The organism is Streptomyces sp. NPDC003943, assembly GCF_053605265.1.
Genome location: NZ_JBSGIW010000032.1, coordinates 1 through 17,069 on the forward strand (window position 1 = coordinate 1; position 17,069 = coordinate 17,069).

At 73.8% G+C, this 17,069-nt stretch carries 14 protein-coding genes; 4 read left to right on the forward strand and 10 right to left on the reverse strand.

Annotation, left to right across the window (positions count from 1 at the left end):
• Window positions 1-131 precede the first annotated feature (131 nt).
• The 7 genes from ACWEV0_RS15830 to ACWEV0_RS15860 all read right to left on the reverse strand — a co-directional run bounded on the left by ACWEV0_RS15830 (window position 132) and on the right by ACWEV0_RS15860 (window position 7,676).
• A complete protein-coding gene (locus tag ACWEV0_RS15830; RefSeq protein ID WP_453149858.1) occupies window positions 132-1,589 on the reverse strand; it encodes an FAD-dependent monooxygenase in 1,458 nt (485 codons plus the stop codon).
• Between the two features lie 72 nt (window positions 1,590-1,661).
• Complete coding sequence (locus tag ACWEV0_RS15835; protein WP_453149859.1) at window positions 1,662-2,267, reverse strand: TetR/AcrR family transcriptional regulator; 606 nt, start codon at window positions 2,265-2,267, stop codon at window positions 1,662-1,664.
• Between the two features lie 61 nt (window positions 2,268-2,328).
• A complete protein-coding gene (locus ACWEV0_RS15840) occupies window positions 2,329-3,141 on the reverse strand; it encodes an ABC transporter ATP-binding protein (RefSeq protein ID WP_453149860.1) in 813 nt (270 codons plus the stop codon).
• Complete coding sequence (locus ACWEV0_RS15845; RefSeq protein ID WP_453149861.1) at window positions 3,138-4,151, reverse strand: ABC transporter ATP-binding protein; 1,014 nt, start codon at window positions 4,149-4,151, stop codon at window positions 3,138-3,140. Before ACWEV0_RS15845 ends, ACWEV0_RS15840 begins: the two co-directional genes overlap by 4 nt.
• Before the next feature lie 5 nt (window positions 4,152-4,156).
• Window positions 4,157-5,059 (reverse strand): ABC transporter permease, encoded by a 903-nt coding sequence (locus tag ACWEV0_RS15850; RefSeq protein ID WP_453149862.1) that lies wholly within the window; start codon window positions 5,057-5,059, stop codon window positions 4,157-4,159.
• Entirely contained in the window at window positions 5,059-6,009 is a 951-nt protein-coding gene (locus tag ACWEV0_RS15855; protein WP_453149912.1) for an ABC transporter permease, read from the reverse strand. The genes ACWEV0_RS15850 and ACWEV0_RS15855 overlap by 1 nt, the downstream gene beginning before the upstream one ends.
• A gap of 56 nt (window positions 6,010-6,065) precedes the next feature.
• A complete protein-coding gene (locus tag ACWEV0_RS15860) occupies window positions 6,066-7,676 on the reverse strand; it encodes an ABC transporter substrate-binding protein (RefSeq protein ID WP_453149913.1) in 1,611 nt (536 codons plus the stop codon).
• 167 nt (window positions 7,677-7,843) lie between these two features.
• On the opposite strand from ACWEV0_RS15860, the gene ACWEV0_RS15865 reads away from it, so the two are divergent.
• Complete coding sequence (locus ACWEV0_RS15865) at window positions 7,844-8,869, forward strand: LacI family DNA-binding transcriptional regulator (RefSeq protein ID WP_453149863.1); 1,026 nt, start codon at window positions 7,844-7,846, stop codon at window positions 8,867-8,869.
• A 36-nt stretch (window positions 8,870-8,905) separates the two neighbouring features.
• Here ACWEV0_RS15865 and ACWEV0_RS15870 read toward each other — a convergent pair whose 3' ends face one another.
• On the reverse strand, window positions 8,906-10,540 hold the full coding sequence (locus tag ACWEV0_RS15870; RefSeq protein ID WP_453149864.1) for an amidohydrolase: 1,635 nt from the start codon (window positions 10,538-10,540) through the stop codon (window positions 8,906-8,908).
• Between the two features lie 139 nt (window positions 10,541-10,679).
• On the opposite strand from ACWEV0_RS15870, the gene ACWEV0_RS15875 reads away from it, so the two are divergent.
• The 3 genes from ACWEV0_RS15875 (at window position 10,680) to ACWEV0_RS15885 (ending at window position 14,229) form a co-directional block, all read left to right on the forward strand.
• Window positions 10,680-11,390 carry a TetR/AcrR family transcriptional regulator gene (locus ACWEV0_RS15875; protein WP_453149865.1) on the forward strand — a complete coding sequence of 237 codons (711 nt, stop codon included), beginning with the start codon at window positions 10,680-10,682 and terminating at the stop codon, window positions 11,388-11,390.
• A gap of 143 nt (window positions 11,391-11,533) precedes the next feature.
• Window positions 11,534-12,931 (forward strand): NAD(P)/FAD-dependent oxidoreductase, encoded by a 1,398-nt coding sequence (locus tag ACWEV0_RS15880; protein WP_453149866.1) that lies wholly within the window; start codon window positions 11,534-11,536, stop codon window positions 12,929-12,931.
• Window positions 12,932-13,032: 101 nt separating this feature from the next.
• On the forward strand, window positions 13,033-14,229 hold the full coding sequence (locus ACWEV0_RS15885; protein WP_453149867.1) for a sialidase family protein: 1,197 nt from the start codon (window positions 13,033-13,035) through the stop codon (window positions 14,227-14,229).
• Between the two features lie 18 nt (window positions 14,230-14,247).
• On the opposite strand, the gene ACWEV0_RS15890 is transcribed toward ACWEV0_RS15885, so the two are convergent.
• On the reverse strand, window positions 14,248-15,720 hold the full coding sequence (locus ACWEV0_RS15890; RefSeq protein WP_453149868.1) for an eCIS core domain-containing protein: 1,473 nt from the start codon (window positions 15,718-15,720) through the stop codon (window positions 14,248-14,250).
• A 153-nt stretch (window positions 15,721-15,873) separates the two neighbouring features.
• Window positions 15,874-16,917 carry a M4 family metallopeptidase gene (locus tag ACWEV0_RS15895; RefSeq protein ID WP_453149869.1) on the reverse strand — a complete coding sequence of 348 codons (1,044 nt, stop codon included), beginning with the start codon at window positions 16,915-16,917 and terminating at the stop codon, window positions 15,874-15,876.
• Window positions 16,918-17,069: the final 152 nt, after the last annotated feature.

A 17,069-nucleotide genomic window follows, 5' to 3' on the forward strand; every position in this document is an offset into this window, starting at 1 on the left:
CCCCGCACCGGCCCGGGCCCCCCCCCGCCCACGGGCGCACACCCGCTCCAGCGCCCCACCAACCCGCCGACCGTGCCCCACTGCCACAGCCGGACGGAGCGACGGCCGCGCGGCGTAGCGGCCGGAGCTGCTCAGGCCGCTGCCCCGAACCAGGTCCTCAGCGATTCGTACAGGCCGTCGTCCGTGGTGCCCTGCCAGGCGACATGGCAGTCGGGCCGGAGCAGCAGTGCCGTGTCGAGCTCCGGGACGGTCACGGTGTCGACGAGCGACGCCCAGTCGCCCGCGTCGAGCCGGCCCGTGGGGTCCAGGAGGAGCGGGCGGCCCGTGCGGGTCCAGGCACGCAGGCCCGGCAGGTCGGGCGCCCATCGGCCGACGAGCGGTCCGGTCGCCGGCCCCATGTCGTAGGCGATGTCCCCGCCGGACATCAGACTCGCGATGTGCTGCCGTGTCGCGGGCTGGAGGAGCAGCTCGCCGAAGAGTTCACGCAGGGCCGTCACATCGCTTCCCGGGCGGGTCAGCAGCGACTGCGCCTGGGTGTGCATGGCGACCCGCCGCGCCACCGGGGCGCGCTCCGACTCGTAGGTGTCCAGCAGACCTCGCGGCGCATGGCCGCGCAGCTCCGCGGCCAGCTTCCAGCCGAGGTTCACCGCGTCCTGCAGGCCGAGGTTGAGCCCCGGGCCGCCGATCGCCCCGTGCACGTGCGCGGCGTCACCGACCAGGAGGACGCGGCCCGCGCGGTATCGCGAGGCGATCCGGGTGTTGCCGCCGAGCAGCCGCCTCATCAGGTGTGGTCCCGGTCCGGTGGGCGGGCGGAGCGGGACGTCCGCGCCGAGGACCCGGGAGGCGCTGGCCCGAAGCTCCTCGAGGGAGGCTTCGCCCTCGGCCGGCCGGTCCCACTCCGTCGTCGTGATCAGCGGAGTGCCGTCCGGAAACGGCGCCCAGGCGATCAGGCCGTGTTCCGTGCGCAGGTGCCGGAACGGCGGTATGACGCCGAAACCGGGGACTTCCAGGCCGCCGTCGGCACCGACCAGCTCCGCGGGCACGCCCACGTGCCCGCTGAACGACACCGATGCGTCGTCGGTCACGCCGGGGAACTCGATGCCGGTGAGCTTGCGGACCGTACTGCGCCCGCCGTCGGCGCCGACCAGGAACGCCGCCTCCAGCGCCGCCCGCCCGCGCAGCTCGACCCTCACCGAGTCGTCGCCCTGCGTCAGACCGATGACCTCGTGGCCGCGGCGGACCTCGACGCCCAGTTCGGCCGCGCGCTCGGCGAGCACGTGCTCGACCCTGCGCTGCGGCACCATCAGGATGTACAGCGGGTTGTCCGGAAGGTCGGTCAGGTCGAGCGGGAACGCCCCGAACACGAAACGGGGCGCCGGCTCGGGTGTGGCGCCGGGCGCCGTCAGGCGCTCGTACAGTCCGCGCCGGTCGAGCATCCGGACCACCTGGCCGACCAGGCCGTTCGCGCGCTGCTCGCCGGACGGTTCGGTGAGGCGCTCCAGGACGAGGGGGCGCACGCCGGCCAGGGCGAGTTCGCAGGCGAGCATCAGGCCGTTGGGTCCGGCGCCCGCGATGATGACGTCGATCATGAGCAGACTCCTCTTCCGGGCAGGGGACATCGGCCCGACCGCCCGCCGGGCTGTGACGTCCGCGGTGGATCGCTAGGGAGTGGGCAGGCCCTGCGCGAGGAGGGCGAGGGCGTCGTTCAGCAGGCGGTCCGCCGGTACCGGCGGATCGGTGCGGAGGTGGTGTGCCATGGCGGCGTTGGTCGCGGCCATGACCGCGGACGCGACGAGGTGGGGGTACAGGTCCTGTTGCAGGTCGGTGCCGGTGCGGTCCGCGACGGCCGCGGCGATCTCGGCCTCGGCGACGGCTCCGGCCCGCAGCATCTCGCCCTGCAGGGCCGGTTCGGCGAGCATCATGCGCAGACTGGCGGTCCACTTCGGCGCGTCAGCGACAGGGTGCGCCGCGGCCGCGGCGTCCGGTCCGAACTGCGCCGGCACCGCGCGGGTGAGCGCGTCCCACAGCGGCTCCGCCGGGCGCTCGCGCAGCGCTTCGGCGATGCGCAGGCAGCGGTCGAGGTGGCGGGCGACGATCGCCTCGGCCTTGCTGGAGAAGTAGTTGTTGAACGTGCGCGGCGAGACACCGGCGGCTTCGGCGATGTCCTCGACTCTCACGTTGTCGAGCCCGCGCTCGACGGCCAGCCGCAGGGCCGCCCAGCTGAGCGCGGCGCGCGTCTCGGCCTTCTTCCGTTCTCGCAGCCCCATGGAACGACCGTACCTAATAGTGCGCGCCACGCAAAGATGCGGGGCGCGCAATATTTTCCGCTCAGCCCGTGACCTTCGCGCGGGCCGCCGCGATCCGGGCCGGGTCCCAGCCCCGGCGCGGGACGGAGTCGAGGAGGAGCCGGGTGTAGGCGTGTTCGGGTGCGCTGAGGACCTGGGCGGTCGGGCCCGACTCCACGATTCGGCCGTGTCGCAGCACCACGATCTCCTCCGTGATGTGCCGTACGACCCCGAGGTCGTGGGTCACGAAGAGGAAGCCGACGCCGGCCTCGCGCCGGATGCGGGCGAGGAGTTCGAGGATCTGGGCCTGGATGGAGACGTCGAGCGCGGCGACCGCCTCGTCCAGGACGAGGACCCGCGGCTGCGCGGCCAGGGCGCGGGCGATGGCGACGCGCTGGCGCTGGCCGCCGGAGAGGCGGCGGGGCAGTGCGGCGGCCTCGCGCGGGCCGAGGCCCACCTGGTCGAGGAGTTCGGCGACCCGGGCCCGGCGGGCGGCCGGGTCGAGGCGGAAGTGCAGCCGCAGGACCTCGTCGACGCACTCGCCGACGGTGATCCGGGGGTCGAGGGAGAGATACGGGTCCTGGAAGACCATCTGGATCTCGCGCGCCCTGGCGAGCCGTTCGGCCCGGCCGCGCGGGCGCGCGGAGCGGTCCCGGCCGTCGAGGGTGACCGTGCCGGCGTCGGCGCGTTCGAGGCCGACGAGCATCCGGACGGTGGTGGTCTTGCCGCTGCCGGACTCGCCCACGATGCCGAGGGAGGAGCCGGGCGCGAGGGAGAACGACACGTCGTCGACGGCGGCGTGGTCGCCGTACGTCTTGCGCAGTCCGCGCACGACGAGGCCGGTACGGGCGGTCACAGCGAGATCCCTTCGTCGGCGCGGTGACAGGCGGCGAGCCCGTCGCCGTGGGCCACCAGGGCGGGCACCTCGTCGGTGCAGCGCGCCACGGCGTGGGCGCAGCGGGCGGCGAAGGCGCAGCCGGGCGGGGCTTCGGCGACGGAGACCGGGCGGCCCTCGATGGGGCGGGGCGCGGGCGCGCCGGGGTCGATGCGCGGGGTGCAGGAGAGCAGTCCGGCCGTGTAGGGGTGGCGCGGCCGGTCGAACAGCTCGGTGGTGGTGCGGGTCTCGACGATGCGGCCGGCGTACATCACGTACACCCGGTCGCAGATGGCGGCGGCGAGTTCCAGGTCGTGGGTGACGAAGAGGAGGCCGGTGCCGCGTTCGGCCTGGAGGCGGGTGAGGATCGCGATGATCTCGGCCTGGGTGGTGACGTCGAGCGCGGTGGTGGGTTCGTCGGCGACGATCAGGTCCGGGTCGCCGGCGAGGGCGGCGGCGATGACGACGCGCTGGAGCATGCCGCCGGAGAACTCGTGCGGGTAGCGGCGCAGGGCGCCGCGCGGGTCGCGGATGCCGACGGCGTCGAGGAGTTCGGCGGCGCGGGCGGTGGCCCTGGCGGCGGGGGTGCCGGCGGCGCGCAGGCCCTCGGTGACGAAGTCGCCGACGCGGCGCAGCGGGTTGACGGAGGCACGCGGGTCCTGGAAGACCATGGCGGCCTTGCGGACGCGCAGATCGGCGAGGGCTGCGCGGTCCAGGGTGAGGACGTCCTGGCCGGCGACCCTGACCTGGCCGGTGGTGCGGGCCCTGGCGGGGAGGAGGCCGAGGACGGTGCGGCAGGCGACGGACTTGCCGGAGCCGGACTCGCCGACGAGGCCGACGGTCTCGCCGGGGGCGACGGTGAGGGTGACGCCGTCGAGGAGGGGCCGGGCGGCCTGTCCTTCGGGGAGCCGGAGGGTGAGCCGGTCGATCTCCAGGACGTTGGCGCGGTCGGCGGCGCCGGTGCTGTGGTGGGTCATGGTGCTTCCGGTCATGGTGGTCACCGCTCCCGCTTCGCGATCCGGTCGGCGATGCCCTCGCCGACGATGCCGAACGCGACGACCGCGAGGACGATGCAGAAGGAGGGCGCGAGCGCGGGCAGCAGGGCGCCCTGCTGGAGCGCCGACTGGCCGTCGTTGATCATGGCGCCCCAGTCGGCGGTGGGCGGCTGGACGCCGAAGCCGAGGAAGGAGAGCGCGGCCAGGTCCATCAGGGCGTAGCCGAAGTTCATCGCGGACTGCGCGAACACGGTGGGCGTGATGTTGGGCAGCAGGTGGCGCAGGCAGATGGTCCAGCCGGACCAGCCCTGCACGCGGTACGACTCGATGTACGGCCGGGCCTTCTCCTGCTGGGCGATGCCGCGGACCAGGCGTCCGACGTACGGGGTGTAGGCCACGGCCATGGCGATGACGGGCGCGGTCATGCCGGAGCCGAGCACCGCGACCAACAGGATCGCGAGGAGCAGCCCGGGGATGGCGAAGACGAGGTCCATGGAGCGGGAGAGCAGCGCGTCCGCCCAGCCGCCGCGCCAGCCGGCGAGCACGCCGAGCGCGGTGCCGAGCACGGTGGAGACGACCACGACGAGCAGCGGGCCGAGGAGTCCGGTGCGGGCGCCGTGCAGCAGCCGGGACAGGATGTCGCGGCCGGACTGGTCGGTGCCGAGCAGGTGGTCGCCGCTGGTGCCGACGAGGCTGGACGTCAGGTCCAGGGCCTCGGGGTCGTACGGGGCGAGCAGCGGGGCCAGCGCGGCGACGAGGACGAGGGCGACGAGGACGAGGACCGCGGCGGTGAACATGGGGCCCTGGCCGAGGGCTCGTAGCCGGCGCAGGCCGGGGCGGCGGCTCAGCGGGGCCGCGTCGGCGCCGCCGGGGCCTGCTGCCCCGGGGTGTGCGGTGAGGGTCATCAGGTGCCTTCCCCGTGGAGGGTGAGCCGGGGGTCGATGAGAGGGGCGAGCAGGTCGACGGCGAGGTTGACGAGGACGAAGGCCGCGACGCTGAGCAGGGTGACGGCCTGCACGACGGCGAAGTCCTGGGAGCTGACGGACTGGACGAGCAGCGAGCCCATCCCGGGCACGTCGAAGGCGGTCTCGACGACCGAGGTGGTGACGAGGAGGCCGGCGAGCATGGTGCCGCCGACGGTGACGACGGGGCCGAGGCTGTTGCGCAGCACGTGCCGGCGGATCACGGCGCGGCCGGCGACGCCGCGGGCGCGGGCCACGTCGACGTGTTCGCGGCCGAGTTCGTCGAGCATCGCGGAGCGGGTGACGCGGGCGAGGAGTCCGGCGAAGGTGGTGGCGAGGGCGAACGCGGGCAGCGTGAGGTGGTAGAGCCGGTCGCCGAACCCGTCGGGGGTGCCGCCGGGGCCGGGGAACCAGCCGAGCTGTACGGAGAAGAGCGAGACGAGCGCGATGGCGCTGACGAACGACGGGGTGGCGGTGGCGACTCCGGTGCCGATGAGCACGATCCGGTCGACGAGGCCGGGGCGCAGCGCGGCGAGCACGCCGGCGGCGACGCCGCCGGCCGCGACGAGCACCGCCGAGTAGCCGACGAGCAGGAACGTGCCGCCGAGCCGGGAGCCGAGCAGCGTGGAGACGTCCTGGTGGTACTGGGCGGAGCGGCCGAGGTCGCCGTGCAGGACGCCGCCGAGCCACTTCGCGTACTGCACGAGCAGCGGGTCGTCGAGGTGGTACTCGGCGCGCAGCGCGGCCACCGTCTGCGGGGTCGCGGGGCGGCCGTGCAGCAGGAAGGTGACGGGGTCGCCGGGCGCGAGGTGGACGGAGGCGAAGACGACGAAGGAGGTGACGAGCAGGACGCCGAGGAGTCCGGCGAACCGGCCGAGGCCGTAACGGAGCACGGGGTGGCGCAGTATCGGGCTGCGGGGCATCGGGTTGCGGAGTGGGTTGCGCTTCATCACGCGGCGCCGATCGTCGCGGCCCAGGGGTAGTAGAGCTGGGCGATGCCGGTGGGGGCGCCGGTGACGCGGCTGCCGAGGAAGACGGAGAACGGGGCCTCGTAGACGGGGATGACGGGCAGCTCGCGCATCGCGATCGCCTGGAGTTCGGCGGTGAGGTCGGTGCGGGCGCCCGGGTCGACGGCGGCGTTGGCGCGGTCGAAGGCGTCGTCGTAGACGGGGTCGGACCAGTTGCCGTAGTTCCCGAAGTCGCCGGTGCGCAGGTACTGGTAGAACTCCAGCGGGTCGGGCGTGTTGTCGTACCCGTTGGTGATGACCAGGTCGAGTCCCCTGCGGGCGTTCTTGTCGACGAAGATGCTGCTGTACGCGTCGGGGGCGACGGCCTTGAGCTGGACGTCGAGGCCGATCTGGCGGCCGGCCGCCTGGACGGCGTTGGCGACGACGCTGATCTCGGGGGCGAGGCTGCTGGTCACCAGGGTGACCTTCTTGCCGGTGGCGCCGGCGTCCTGGACGAGCTGCTTGGCCTTGGCCACGTCGTACACGGGCTCGGGCAGTTCCTTGAAGACCTCGTCGGTCTTCTCCGGGACGAGTGCCCAGGCGCCGCGCGCGGCGGGGGCCTTGGCCGGGATGCCGATGCCGCCGGCGGCGGCCTTGATGATGTTCTTGCGGTCGAGCGCCATGGACAGCGCCTGGCGGACCTTGAGGTCGCCGAGGGTGCCCTGGAAGTTCAGGACGGCGAGGTTGGCGGCGCCCGTGTTGGGGCCGAACCAGAGCTTGCCCTTGGGGGTGGCGCGCAGCCGGTCCAGGGAGGTCGAGGGGACCATGTAGCCGCCGTCGGCGGTGCCGGAGAGGAAGGTGTTGGTGCGGGCGGCGGAGTCCTCGACGAAGGCGAAGCGGACGGTGTCGGTCTTCGGCGTGAGCTTCTTGTCCCAGTAGCCGGGGAACTTCTTGAGGGTGATGGACTCGCCCTGCTGCCACTTGTCGAGGGCGTAGGGGCCGGAGCAGTTGACCTTGCCGCCCGGGACGCCGTACTCCTTGCCGGTCCTGGTGAGGAAGGCGGCGCTCTCGATGGTGCCGGGCGAGGCGGCCATGAGCTCGTTGAGCAGGACGTCCGGCTTGGTCAGCTTGAGGGTGACCCGGAGGGGGCCGGTCTTCTCGACGGTCTTGACGTTCTTGAAGGCGGAGCCCCAGGGGGAGCCGGTGGCCGGGTCCATCTGGCGCTTGAGGGAGGCGACGACGTCGTCGGCGGTCATGACCGTGCCGTCGTGGAACCTCACGCCCGAGCGCAGGTCGTACACCCAGGTCAGCGGGTCGGGGTTCGCCCACTTCACGGCCAGTCCGGGCTCGATCTTCAGGTCGGGGGTGACCCGGAGGAGCTGCTCGCAGACGTTGGCGAGGACGGTGTTGGGCGGGTAGTCGTACGCCTGGGCGTAGTCGAGGGTGTACGGCTCCGCGTAGAGCGACCAGGTGAGCGAGGGCAGCGGGCCCTTGGCCGCGGGCGAGAGCGGGGTGACGGTGTAGCCGCCGGCCGCGCCCGCCGGCTTGGTGGCGCCGGAGCAGGCGGTGGTGGTGACGGCGAGCGCGGCGAGGAGCAGACCGAGTCTGGGCATGCGCAAGGAGACCCACCCCTTTACGGGTGTCGTGACGGGCACTGGGGATGGTGGAGCCAGGTGGGGGAATGGAGCGAGTATTGATGCGGGAACGTTCCCGCACAAGACTCTGCGGCGACTTTGCGGGAACGGTTTTGCAGAGGTCAGGGAGGTGGCAGCATCACCGCATGACCACACGTGAAGGGCAGGCGGGACCGCCCGCTCCGCGGGTACGGCTCGTCGACGTGGCCCGGGAGGCGGGTCTGTCGAAGACCACCGTCTCGGCGGCGCTCAACGGCACCGGCCGGCTCTCCCCCGCCGTACGGGAGAAGGCCGTCGAGACCGCGCGCCGGATGGGCTACCGGCCCAACGCCACCGCGCGCCAGCTGCGCGCCGGACGGGCCCGGCTGATCGGCTACGTCGTCGGCGAGTTCGCCGGCGAGCCCTGGGCTTATCTGGACTCGCCGTACTTCGCGCGGCTCACCAGCGCGACGGCGTCGGCGGCGCTCCGGCACGGGTACGCCCTGGTGATGCTGCCGGCGGGAACGCTGCAGCGGGAGTGGGCGGACCTGCCCCTGGAGGCGGTGATCGTCGCCGATCCGGTCGAGGACGACCCTCTCGTGGAGGACTTCCTCGCCGCGCGCATCCCGGTCTTCAGTGACGCCTCGGTCGCGGACCGGCCGGGCGCCCACTGGGTCGACCTGGACGCCGACGCCGCCGTCCGGGAGTCACTGGACCATCTGCGCGAGCGCGGCGCCCGGCGGCCCGCGCTCGTCCTGCCGGACAGCACGACCCGCTTCCACCGCCAGATGCTCGCCGCCTACCGCGCGTGGTGCGCGCGGCACGGGGCCGAGGAGCTGGTGACCCTCGTCCCCGAGCCCGGCAACGGTCCGGTGGTCCGGGCCGTCGAGCGGGCGCTGGCAGGCGAGCCGCGGCCCGACGGCCTGTTCGTGGTCGCGGAGGCCAGCCCGCCGCTGGTCATGGACGCGGCCCGGCGGGCCGGCCTGGCCGTGCCCGGCGAGCTGCGGGTGGTGTGCGTCAGCGAGGACGAGTCGGCCGCGCACGCCGATCCGCCGGTGAGCACGCTGAGCCTGCGCCCGGCGGACGTCGCCGAGGAGGGGATAACGCTGCTCGTGGCGGCCCTGGAGGGCGGGGGCAGCACGCCCCCCGGCGTGCTGCTCACCGCCCGGCTCCAGGTGCGGGCCTCGTCCTGACCCGGCCATGAAGCCCTGACACGCGCACACCGGAGCTCAGGCCCCGTGGACCCGGGTGCCGCCGACGAAGGTCTGTTCCACGCGGGCCTCGGCGATCTCCTCCCGCGGCGCGGTCAGGATGTCGCGGTCGAGGACGACGAGGTCGGCGAGGTGGCCGGGGCGCAGGCTGCCCGCGTCGTCGTGGCCGTTCACGTGCGCGGAGCCGGCCGTGTAGGCGGCGAGGGCGGTGGGCAGGTCGAGGCGCTGCTCGGCGAGGAAGACCCGGCCGTCGGTGGCGCCGGGCTCGGCGCGGTTGACCGCGACGTGGATGCCGGCGAGCGGGTCGGGGCTGCTGACCGGCCAGTCGCTGCCGGCGACCAGGGTGGCGCCGGCGCGTACGAGGTCGCCGAACGGGTACTGCCAGGCGGCGCGTTCGGGGCCGAGGAAGGGGATGGTCAGCTCGTCCATCTGCGGTTCGTGCGCGGCCCACAGCGGCTGGATGTTGGCGAGCGCGCCGAGCCGGGCGAAGCGCGCGAGGTCGTCGGGGTGCACGACCTGGAGGTGCGCCAGGTGGTGGCGGTTTCCGCGGCGTCCGTTGGCGGCGATCGCCGCCTCGATCGCGTCCAGGGCCTCGCGCACGGCGCGGTCGCCGAGCGCGTGGAAGTGCACCTGGAAGTCGAGGGCGTCCAGCGCGGTGACATGGTCGCGCAGCGCCACCGGGTCGACGAAGCTGAGACCGGTGTTGGCGGTGGCGCAGCCGCAGCCGTCGAGGTAGGGGCTGGTCATGGCGGCGGTGAAGTTCTCGGCGATGCCGTCCTGCATGATCTTCACGGAGCCGGCCCGGAACCGTCCGAGGCTCAGCTCCTTGCGCAGGGCGACCAGTTCGGGGATCTGCTCGGCACCGCGCGCCCGGTCCCACCACAGCGCGCCGGTGACCCGGGCGGTGAGGGTGCCGTCCGCGGCGGCCGCCATGTAGGCGTCGGAGGGGTCGGGCTTGCCGCTGAACTCGCCGAGGAGGGCGTCCTGCCAGCCGGTGACGCCGAGCGAGTGCAGCAGGGCCTGGGCGCGCAGCAGTCCGGCGACGCGGTCGGCCCGGGTGCCGGCCGGGACGTGCCGGGAGACCAGGGCGGCCGCGCCCTCCTGGAGGACGCCCGTGGGGTTGCCGTCGGCGTCGCGCTCGATCCGGCCGTCGGCCGGGTCGGGGGTGTCGGCGGTGATCCCGGCGATCTCCAGGGCGCGGGAGTTGACCCAGGAGCCGTGGTGGTCGCGGTTGACGAGGCAGACGGGACGGTCGGCGACGAGCTCGTCGAGCAACTGCCGGGTGGGCAGGCCGCCTTCGAAGCTCTCCATGGACCAGCCGCCGCCGGTGATCCACTCGTGGTCGGGGTGGGCGGCGGCGAAGCCGGCGATGATCCGGCGGTAGTCGTCGACGCCGGTGGTGCCGCTGAGGTCGCACTCGGCCAGCTCCACGCCGCCGTACACGGCGTGGATGTGCGAGTCCTGGAAGCCGGGGATCAGCAACCTGCCGGCGAGGTCGACGACTTCGGTCGACGGGCCGATGAGTTCGCGCACCTCGTCGTGGCCGACGGCGGTGATCCGCTCGCCGGTGACGGCGAGGGAGGTGGCCCGGGTGCGGGCGGGGTCGCCGGTGAAGACGGGGCCACCGGTGAAGACCAGGTCGGCCGTGCTCATGTGCGTACTCCTGGAGGGTGAGGGGCTCGGCGCGGGGTCCGGGGCAGGGCCGGGCGGGGCCGAGGTGCGCCATGGAACAGCCGCCGCCGCAAACACGTCAAGGGTGTTGTCGTAAGGCGTCCCCGGGTAGGGTCCGGCCATGGCCGAACGAGTTGTTCCGGAGGACCGGCGGCGGCGCCGCCGCCCCACCAAGCAGGGCACCGTGCTCTCCGAGCGGGTGATCGTCGAGACGGCGCTGCGGCTGGTCGCCCAGCACGGCGCGGAGGCACTGTCCGTACGACGCCTGGGCGCCGCCCTGGGCGCCGACCCCAGCGCGCTCTACCGCTACTTCCGCAACACCGACGACCTGCTGCTCGCCCTCGCCGACGAGATGGTCGGGCTTGCGCAGGCGGGCTGGCGGGCGACCGGTGACTGGCGCGTCGACCTGCACGCGATCGCCTCGCGCATCCACGCCGCCTACCTGGCCCACCCGCAGGTCGCCGCGCTCGCCGCGCACCGCACGACCGGTCGCACCCACGAGGCCCGCGCCGTCGAGGCGATCCTCGGCGTGCTCCGCCGCGCCGGCTTCCCGGACGCGGAGGCGGTCCGGATCTACCACGCCTTCGTCGACCAGGCCCTCGCCTTCGCCGCCCTCGACGCCGCCGCCCAGGCCCTCCCGGAGCCGGCCCGCGAGGCCGACGAGCAGGTCTGGCACGCCGCGTACGGCAAGCTCTCCGCCGACACCCACCCCAACGTGGCGGCCACCTTCCCGCTGCTCGCGGCGGACATGCGGGACAGCGGCCACCCGTTCGCGCTCGAACTGATGCTGGAAGCGGTGGGAGCGAGGCTGGCGACGCTCGGGGAGGGGTAGGGCGGCCGGTTCCCGGGCGGGGGCGGGGTGGCGCCGCTTACGACAACACCATTGACGGTAATCCGTCCGGGCCGGTCTCATGGCGGCACTTCGGAGGCCCGTGGCCCGCTGGCCCGCCTCCGCGATCCGAAGGAGCACCGCACATGGACCCCGTACACGCGCTCCGGGACGCCTCGCCCACCCCCTTCTGGCTGGACGACGCCGACCACCGGCCGCCCGCCGCGCCCGCTCTCGTGGGCGCTGCCGACTGCGATCTGCTCGTGGTCGGCGGCGGCTACAGCGGGCTGTGGACCGCGCTGATCGCGAAGGAGCGGGACCCGTCCGCCGATGTGGTGCTGATCGAGGCGGGTGAGGTCGGCGCCGCCGCGTCCGGGCGCAACGGCGGCTTCTGCGAGTCGAGCCTCACGCACGGACTCGGCAACGGGATCGCCCGCTGGCCCGGTGAGATCGCCCGGCTGGAGCGGCTCGGCCGGGAGAACCTCCATGCCATCGAGGACACGCTGAAGCGGCACGGCATCGACTGCGACTGGGAGCGCTCCGGCTCGCTGGTCGTGGCGACCGAGCCGTACCAGCTCGCCGGCCTGAAGGAGGAGGCCGAGGCCGCCGCGCGGTACGGCGCCGAGGTCGCGCTGCTCGACGAGGCCGCCGTGCGCGCCGAGATCGACTCCCCGTCGTTCCTCGGCGGCGTGTGGAACAAGGACGGCGTCGCCATGGTCAACCCGGCCCGGCTCGCCTGGGGCCTCAAGCGGGCGTGCCAGGAACTGGACGTCCGGGTGTACGAGCACACGCCGGGCACCGGGCTGACCGAGGACGGCGCGCGGATCGCGGTGTCCACGCCGTACGGCCGGGTGCGCGCCCGGCGGGTGGCGCTGGCCACCAACGCCTATCCCTCGCTGCTCCGCCGGCACCGCCCGTACACCGTCCCGGTCTACGACTACGCCCTGATGACCGAGCCCCTGACGGACGATCAGCTCGCCGCCGTGGGCTGGCGGAACCGGCAGGGCTTCGCCGACTGCGCCAACCGCTTCCACTACGTCCGGCTGTCCGCCGACAACCGGATCCTGTGGGGCGGCTTCGACGCCGTGTACCGCTACGGCGGCGGCGTGCGCGCCGAACGCGACCAGCGCCACGAGACCTTCGCGACCCTGGCCCGGCACTTCGCCGAGACCTTCCCGCAGCTCGCCGGCGTCCGGTTCAGCCACGCGTGGGGCGGCGCCATCGACACCAGCACCCGCTTCTGCGTCTTCTTCGACACCAGCCACCGCGGCCGGGTGGCGTACGCGGCCGGCTACACCGGCCTCGGCGTGGGCGCCACCCGCTTCGGCGCCGAGGTCATGCTCGACCTGCTGGCCGGCGAGCGCACCGAGCGCACCTCCCTGGAGCTCGTGCGCCGCAAGCCGCTGCCGTTCCCGCCCGAGCCGGTGCGCGCCCTCGGCATCGGCATCACCCAGTGGTCCCTCGCCCGCGCCGACGCCCACGAGGGACGCCGCAATCTGTGGCTGCGCGCCCTGGACCGGGCGGGCCTCGGCTTCGACAGCTGAGCCCGCTCGATCCACTCCGTTCACCGCGCGTTCGTCCCCCGACTCGTCTCCGTAGAAGCGGTGTTGGGCTCCGCGACGGGTGCCCCGTGTGCGCTGTGCGCATGGCCGGCAAGCGGGTGACTCCATGGTGGTACGCGGCGGCGCTGGCCGCCCTGGCCGCCGGCGCTTGCGTCACCCGCGGGGACGCGGCCCGGGGCGGCTGCGCGTCCTCCGTCCCGTACGTCTCGGGGACCGCAGGACACGCCGCGTACCGCATACCGGCCGTGGTCCGCACCCCCGCCGGCACCCTGCTCGCCTTCGCCGAGGGCCGGGCGCGGGCCGCCGGGGACGCGGGCGCCGTGGACATCGTGGTGCGGCGCTCGACCGACGGCGGCTGTACGTGGGGGCCGCAGCGGGTGGTGACCGCGGGGCACGGCGACACCCGGGGCAATCCGGCGCCGGTGGTCGATCCGGGGAGCGGCGACGTGGTGCTGCTCTCGACGGGCAACGCCGGCGCGGTGACGGAGTCGATGATCCTGGCGGGCCGGGTGACGGCGGCGCAGGGACGGCGGGTGTACGTGCAACGCAGCGCGGACGACGGGCGCAGCTTCTCGGCGCCCCGCGAGATCACTTCCTCCGTGAAGAGGACCGGCTGGCGCTGGTACGCGACGGGGCCCGGCCACGCGATCGCCCTCACCCGCGGCCCGCACGCCGGCCGGCTCGTCGTGGCCGCCGACCACTCGGCCGCTCCCCCGCCGGGCTCGCCCGACACGGGCCGCGAGCCGCGCTGGTACGGGGCGCACGCGCTGCTCAGCGACGACGGCGGGCACAGCTGGCGGATCGGCTGGGCGGACGAGTCGTACGAGGGCACGGTCGACACCAACGAGTCGGCGGCGGCCGAACTCGCGGACGGACGGCTCTACTTCACGGCCCGCGACCAGCTCGGCAGCAGCCCCGGCAACCGGGCCGACAGCACGTCGAGCGACGGCGGCGAGAGCCTCGACCGCCCGTTCGCGCCACAGCCCGCGCTCGACGCCGTACCCGTCGTGGAGGGCGGTCTGCTGGCCGTGCACGACGGCGGGCTGCTCTTCTCCGCGCCCTCGGTGCCGACCGCCCGCCGCGACCTCGCCCTGTGGGCCGGCGCGGACGGCGGCCGCACCTTCGCCCCGGCGCTCACGCTCCCGCGCCGCCCGGCCGGCTACTCGGACCTGGTCCGGGTGGACGCGGGGACGGTGGGTGTGCTGTACGAGACGGGTGAGCGCGGCCCGTACGAGACGATCGCCTTCCGCCGCGTGCCGCTGTCGGCGCTCAGGCGGTAGCCGCGCCCGGGCCTGTCATCACGCGCCGCCCGCGCCGCCGTTGCCCGGCGGGGCGAGGAGATCGGGGACCGCGCCCGCGTGCGCCGCGTAGTCCGGCTCCCCTTCGTCGTAGTACGTGTTCCTCTGCATTCCGTCGACCCACAGGACGAGTGAACGGGCTTCCTGCAGCGCCGCGATGATGTTCGCGTACAGGGCGGCGTAGGCCGTCCGGCTCGCGGTGAGCCACTGCTCGAACGCCGCCGTCCTGTTCCCGACCCGCTCCGCCAGCACCCTGGCGCGCGCGTCGTCGTCGAAGATCTTCGACTCCAGGAAGGTCGACCAGGCTCCCGCACCCGCTATGTACTCTGCGGGGATCGCCCACGTTCCCGCGGTTTCCGCATACGGCGGCGCCACGTCTCCGACGGTTTCGGCCAGTTGGACGAGACGCCTGCTGAAATCGCCGTACGTCGTGGAGTTCGCGTCGTCCGCCTGCCCGCCCACGGTGGGAAGTGTCGCGATGAACGAATAGTGCGCCACGGTGGTGTCCGACGGGTGACCGCTCGCATCGGCGGCGGTTGCCGCGGCGCGGAGTCGGTTCACCCGGGTCACCACATTCTGCAACCTGTTCGACGAGTTCTGGAAAAGGGCTCCTGCCGGCCTGTAGTTCGCCGTTCCGGGCTCTCCCTTCGCCGGCCTCGTGATGGTCTTGACTCCGCCGTCCGCGTTCTTCAGAAAGTTCTTCATGGCGGCGTTGATCGCGTCCGCGACGGCTTCTCCCGTCGCACCGAGGGCGTTGAAGACGTGGTCGCCCTGACTGTGGCCGCCGCCGGGGGCTCGCTGGACCGGCGCGGACCGGTCCGCGCCGCCCGGCTCGCGCGCCGCCCGCGCGGTCGTCGCCCGCTGGACGTCGGGGGCCTGACCGCTCATGACGCGTATGGCGTTGGCCTCGGCCTCCCGCTCGAAGCGGTCGGAGGGGTCGGAGACCTTCAGCCCGGCGCCGTTGTCCGTCCCCGCCACCGGACCCTGGCGCTGCTGGAGCACGTGGGTGAGTTCGTGGGCGAGGGTGTGCCTGTCGTTCCCGCCGTCGCCGATGACGATGTGCGCGCCACTGGTGTAGGCGCGGGCGCCGACCTCGGTGGCGGAGGCGCGGGCGGCGCTGTCGTCGTGGATGCGCACGTCGGAGAAGTCGGCTCCGAGCCGGGCTTCCATCTCGTCACGCACCGGGGTGTCGAGAGGACGGCCGTTCCCCTTCAGGACGTCGTGGACGGCGGAACGCTGGACGGCGGGCGGGCCGGCCTGGGTGTGGCCGCAGCCGGCGCCGTGCCGGTGCTGTTCCCCGGTGGACGGCTGGGCGAAGGGGTATCCGCTGAGTTGCAGCAGGTGCAGCACCGCGGCGTTGCCCGCGCTGCGCTGAAGAGTGTGGAATCCGGTCTCGTCCAGGGAGGACTGGACGCGTGGTGCCGGTTGCCGGGTGCTGGTGGTCCGGTCGGGGTGATGTTCGCGCTGTGACAAGGGAACTGCCTTTCAGGATGCGGCAGCCCCACTCGACCCGATGCCCCGCGGCGGCTGTCAGCCGCCGCGGGGCAGACTTCGGGGCAGGGATCGCTGCCCCTTCGTCCTTCGGCCTCCGGTTCCGGCCCTCGGGCCCGGCCCTCGGCGTCCGGGCTAGACGCCCGGGATCTGGCGGGCGTGGAAGGCCGCGCGGACGGCGTCCGCCGCACCCTGGCCGTACATCTTCTGCGCGGTGGCGATCGTCTGCTTGGCCGCGTCCTCGAAGGAGGTGTCCGGCTTGAAGCCGAACTGGGCGTTCACGATGATCCGGTCGGCGGTCCGGGCGCCGAGCGCGCCGCGGATGTCCCACAGGGCGCGGGACCAGATCTCGCCGTCGGCGTGCACCTCGCCCACCCGGTCGGCGTAGACCTTGGTGCCGTCGACCCGGCGCAGGCAGTGCGGGGCGGTGCTGTACGTGACGGAGTCCCAGTCGGCGACGCAGGCGAGGTCCGTCTTCACGGGCCAGCCGTAGCGGGCGGCGGCGTTGCCGCCGACCTCGACGGCCAGGTAGTCGCCGAACGCCTCGCCGATCGCGCCGGCCTCCGGCGAGCTGCCGAAGCCGGGCACCTGGGCCTCGTGCACGGAGTGGCCGTACTCGTGCACGATGACCTCGGCGTCCTCGGCGTCGTCGACACCGCCCTTGCCGAAGCGGATCTCGTCCTTCTTGTCGGTGAAGAAGGAGTTGTCCGCGCCCCACTGGCTGATCCGCACCGGCATCGGCCGGTTGTTGGCGCCGGGCAGCTCGCTGCCGAAGCCGAGGCCCTGCAGGTACTCCTGGGCCTCGTTGACCCAGAAGTACGCCATGACCTGCTCGAACTGGTCGTCGTGCCGGTTGTACGAGGCGGCGTCGGCGACCTTCGCGGGCGCGCCCGTCTCGGAGCGGACGTAGGCCCAGCGGCCGGAGAGACCGCCGCTGCCGTCCAGGTTGCGCAGGGCGACGGTGGTGTACGCGGACGCGGGGACCGCGTCGGCGGCGTCCTTGTTGTCGGTGAGCGTCTGGTCGCCCGAGGACTGCACGGGGTTGACCATGAAGACGCGGGCCTGCGGACCGGCGGCGGCCGGGGCCGCGCCGGTGGCGGAGGCGAGACCGGCCGGGGCGATCAGCGCCACGGTGGCGGTGGCCGCGGCAATCAGGCCGCGGGATGTGCGGCGTGCCATCAACGTCCTCCCGTTTGTGGGATGTGAGGGTCGTGAGGGGGGGGTGGCGTGGTGCGGCCGTGATCATCGCGCAGGGACGGGCCCCGCGTCGAGGGTTCGATCGTTCAAGGTTTCGACATCCTCGGTTCAGGGCAGGGCGGGCCGCGCCTGTC

Coding starts and splice junctions, on each gene's coding strand:
- ACWEV0_RS15875 (WP_453149865.1), top strand. CDS start 10,680: ATGGCCGAACGAGTTGTTCCGGAGGACCGGCGGCGGCGCCGCCGCCCC.
- ACWEV0_RS15885 (WP_453149867.1), top strand. CDS start 13,033: ATGGCCGGCAAGCGGGTGACTCCATGGTGGTACGCGGCGGCGCTGGCC.
- ACWEV0_RS15845 (WP_453149861.1), bottom strand. CDS start 4,151: ATGACCGGAAGCACCATGACCCACCACAGCACCGGCGCCGCCGACCGC.
- ACWEV0_RS15835 (WP_453149859.1), bottom strand. CDS start 2,267: ATGGGGCTGCGAGAACGGAAGAAGGCCGAGACGCGCGCCGCGCTCAGC.
- ACWEV0_RS15860 (WP_453149913.1), bottom strand. CDS start 7,676: ATGCCCAGACTCGGTCTGCTCCTCGCCGCGCTCGCCGTCACCACCACC.
- ACWEV0_RS15850 (WP_453149862.1), bottom strand. CDS start 5,059: ATGACCCTCACCGCACACCCCGGGGCAGCAGGCCCCGGCGGCGCCGAC.
- ACWEV0_RS15870 (WP_453149864.1), bottom strand. CDS start 10,540: ATGAGCACGGCCGACCTGGTCTTCACCGGTGGCCCCGTCTTCACCGGC.
- ACWEV0_RS15865 (WP_453149863.1), top strand. CDS start 7,844: ATGACCACACGTGAAGGGCAGGCGGGACCGCCCGCTCCGCGGGTACGG.
- ACWEV0_RS15830 (WP_453149858.1), bottom strand. CDS start 1,589: ATGATCGACGTCATCATCGCGGGCGCCGGACCCAACGGCCTGATGCTC.
- ACWEV0_RS15880 (WP_453149866.1), top strand. CDS start 11,534: ATGGACCCCGTACACGCGCTCCGGGACGCCTCGCCCACCCCCTTCTGG.
- ACWEV0_RS15895 (WP_453149869.1), bottom strand. CDS start 16,917: ATGGCACGCCGCACATCCCGCGGCCTGATTGCCGCGGCCACCGCCACC.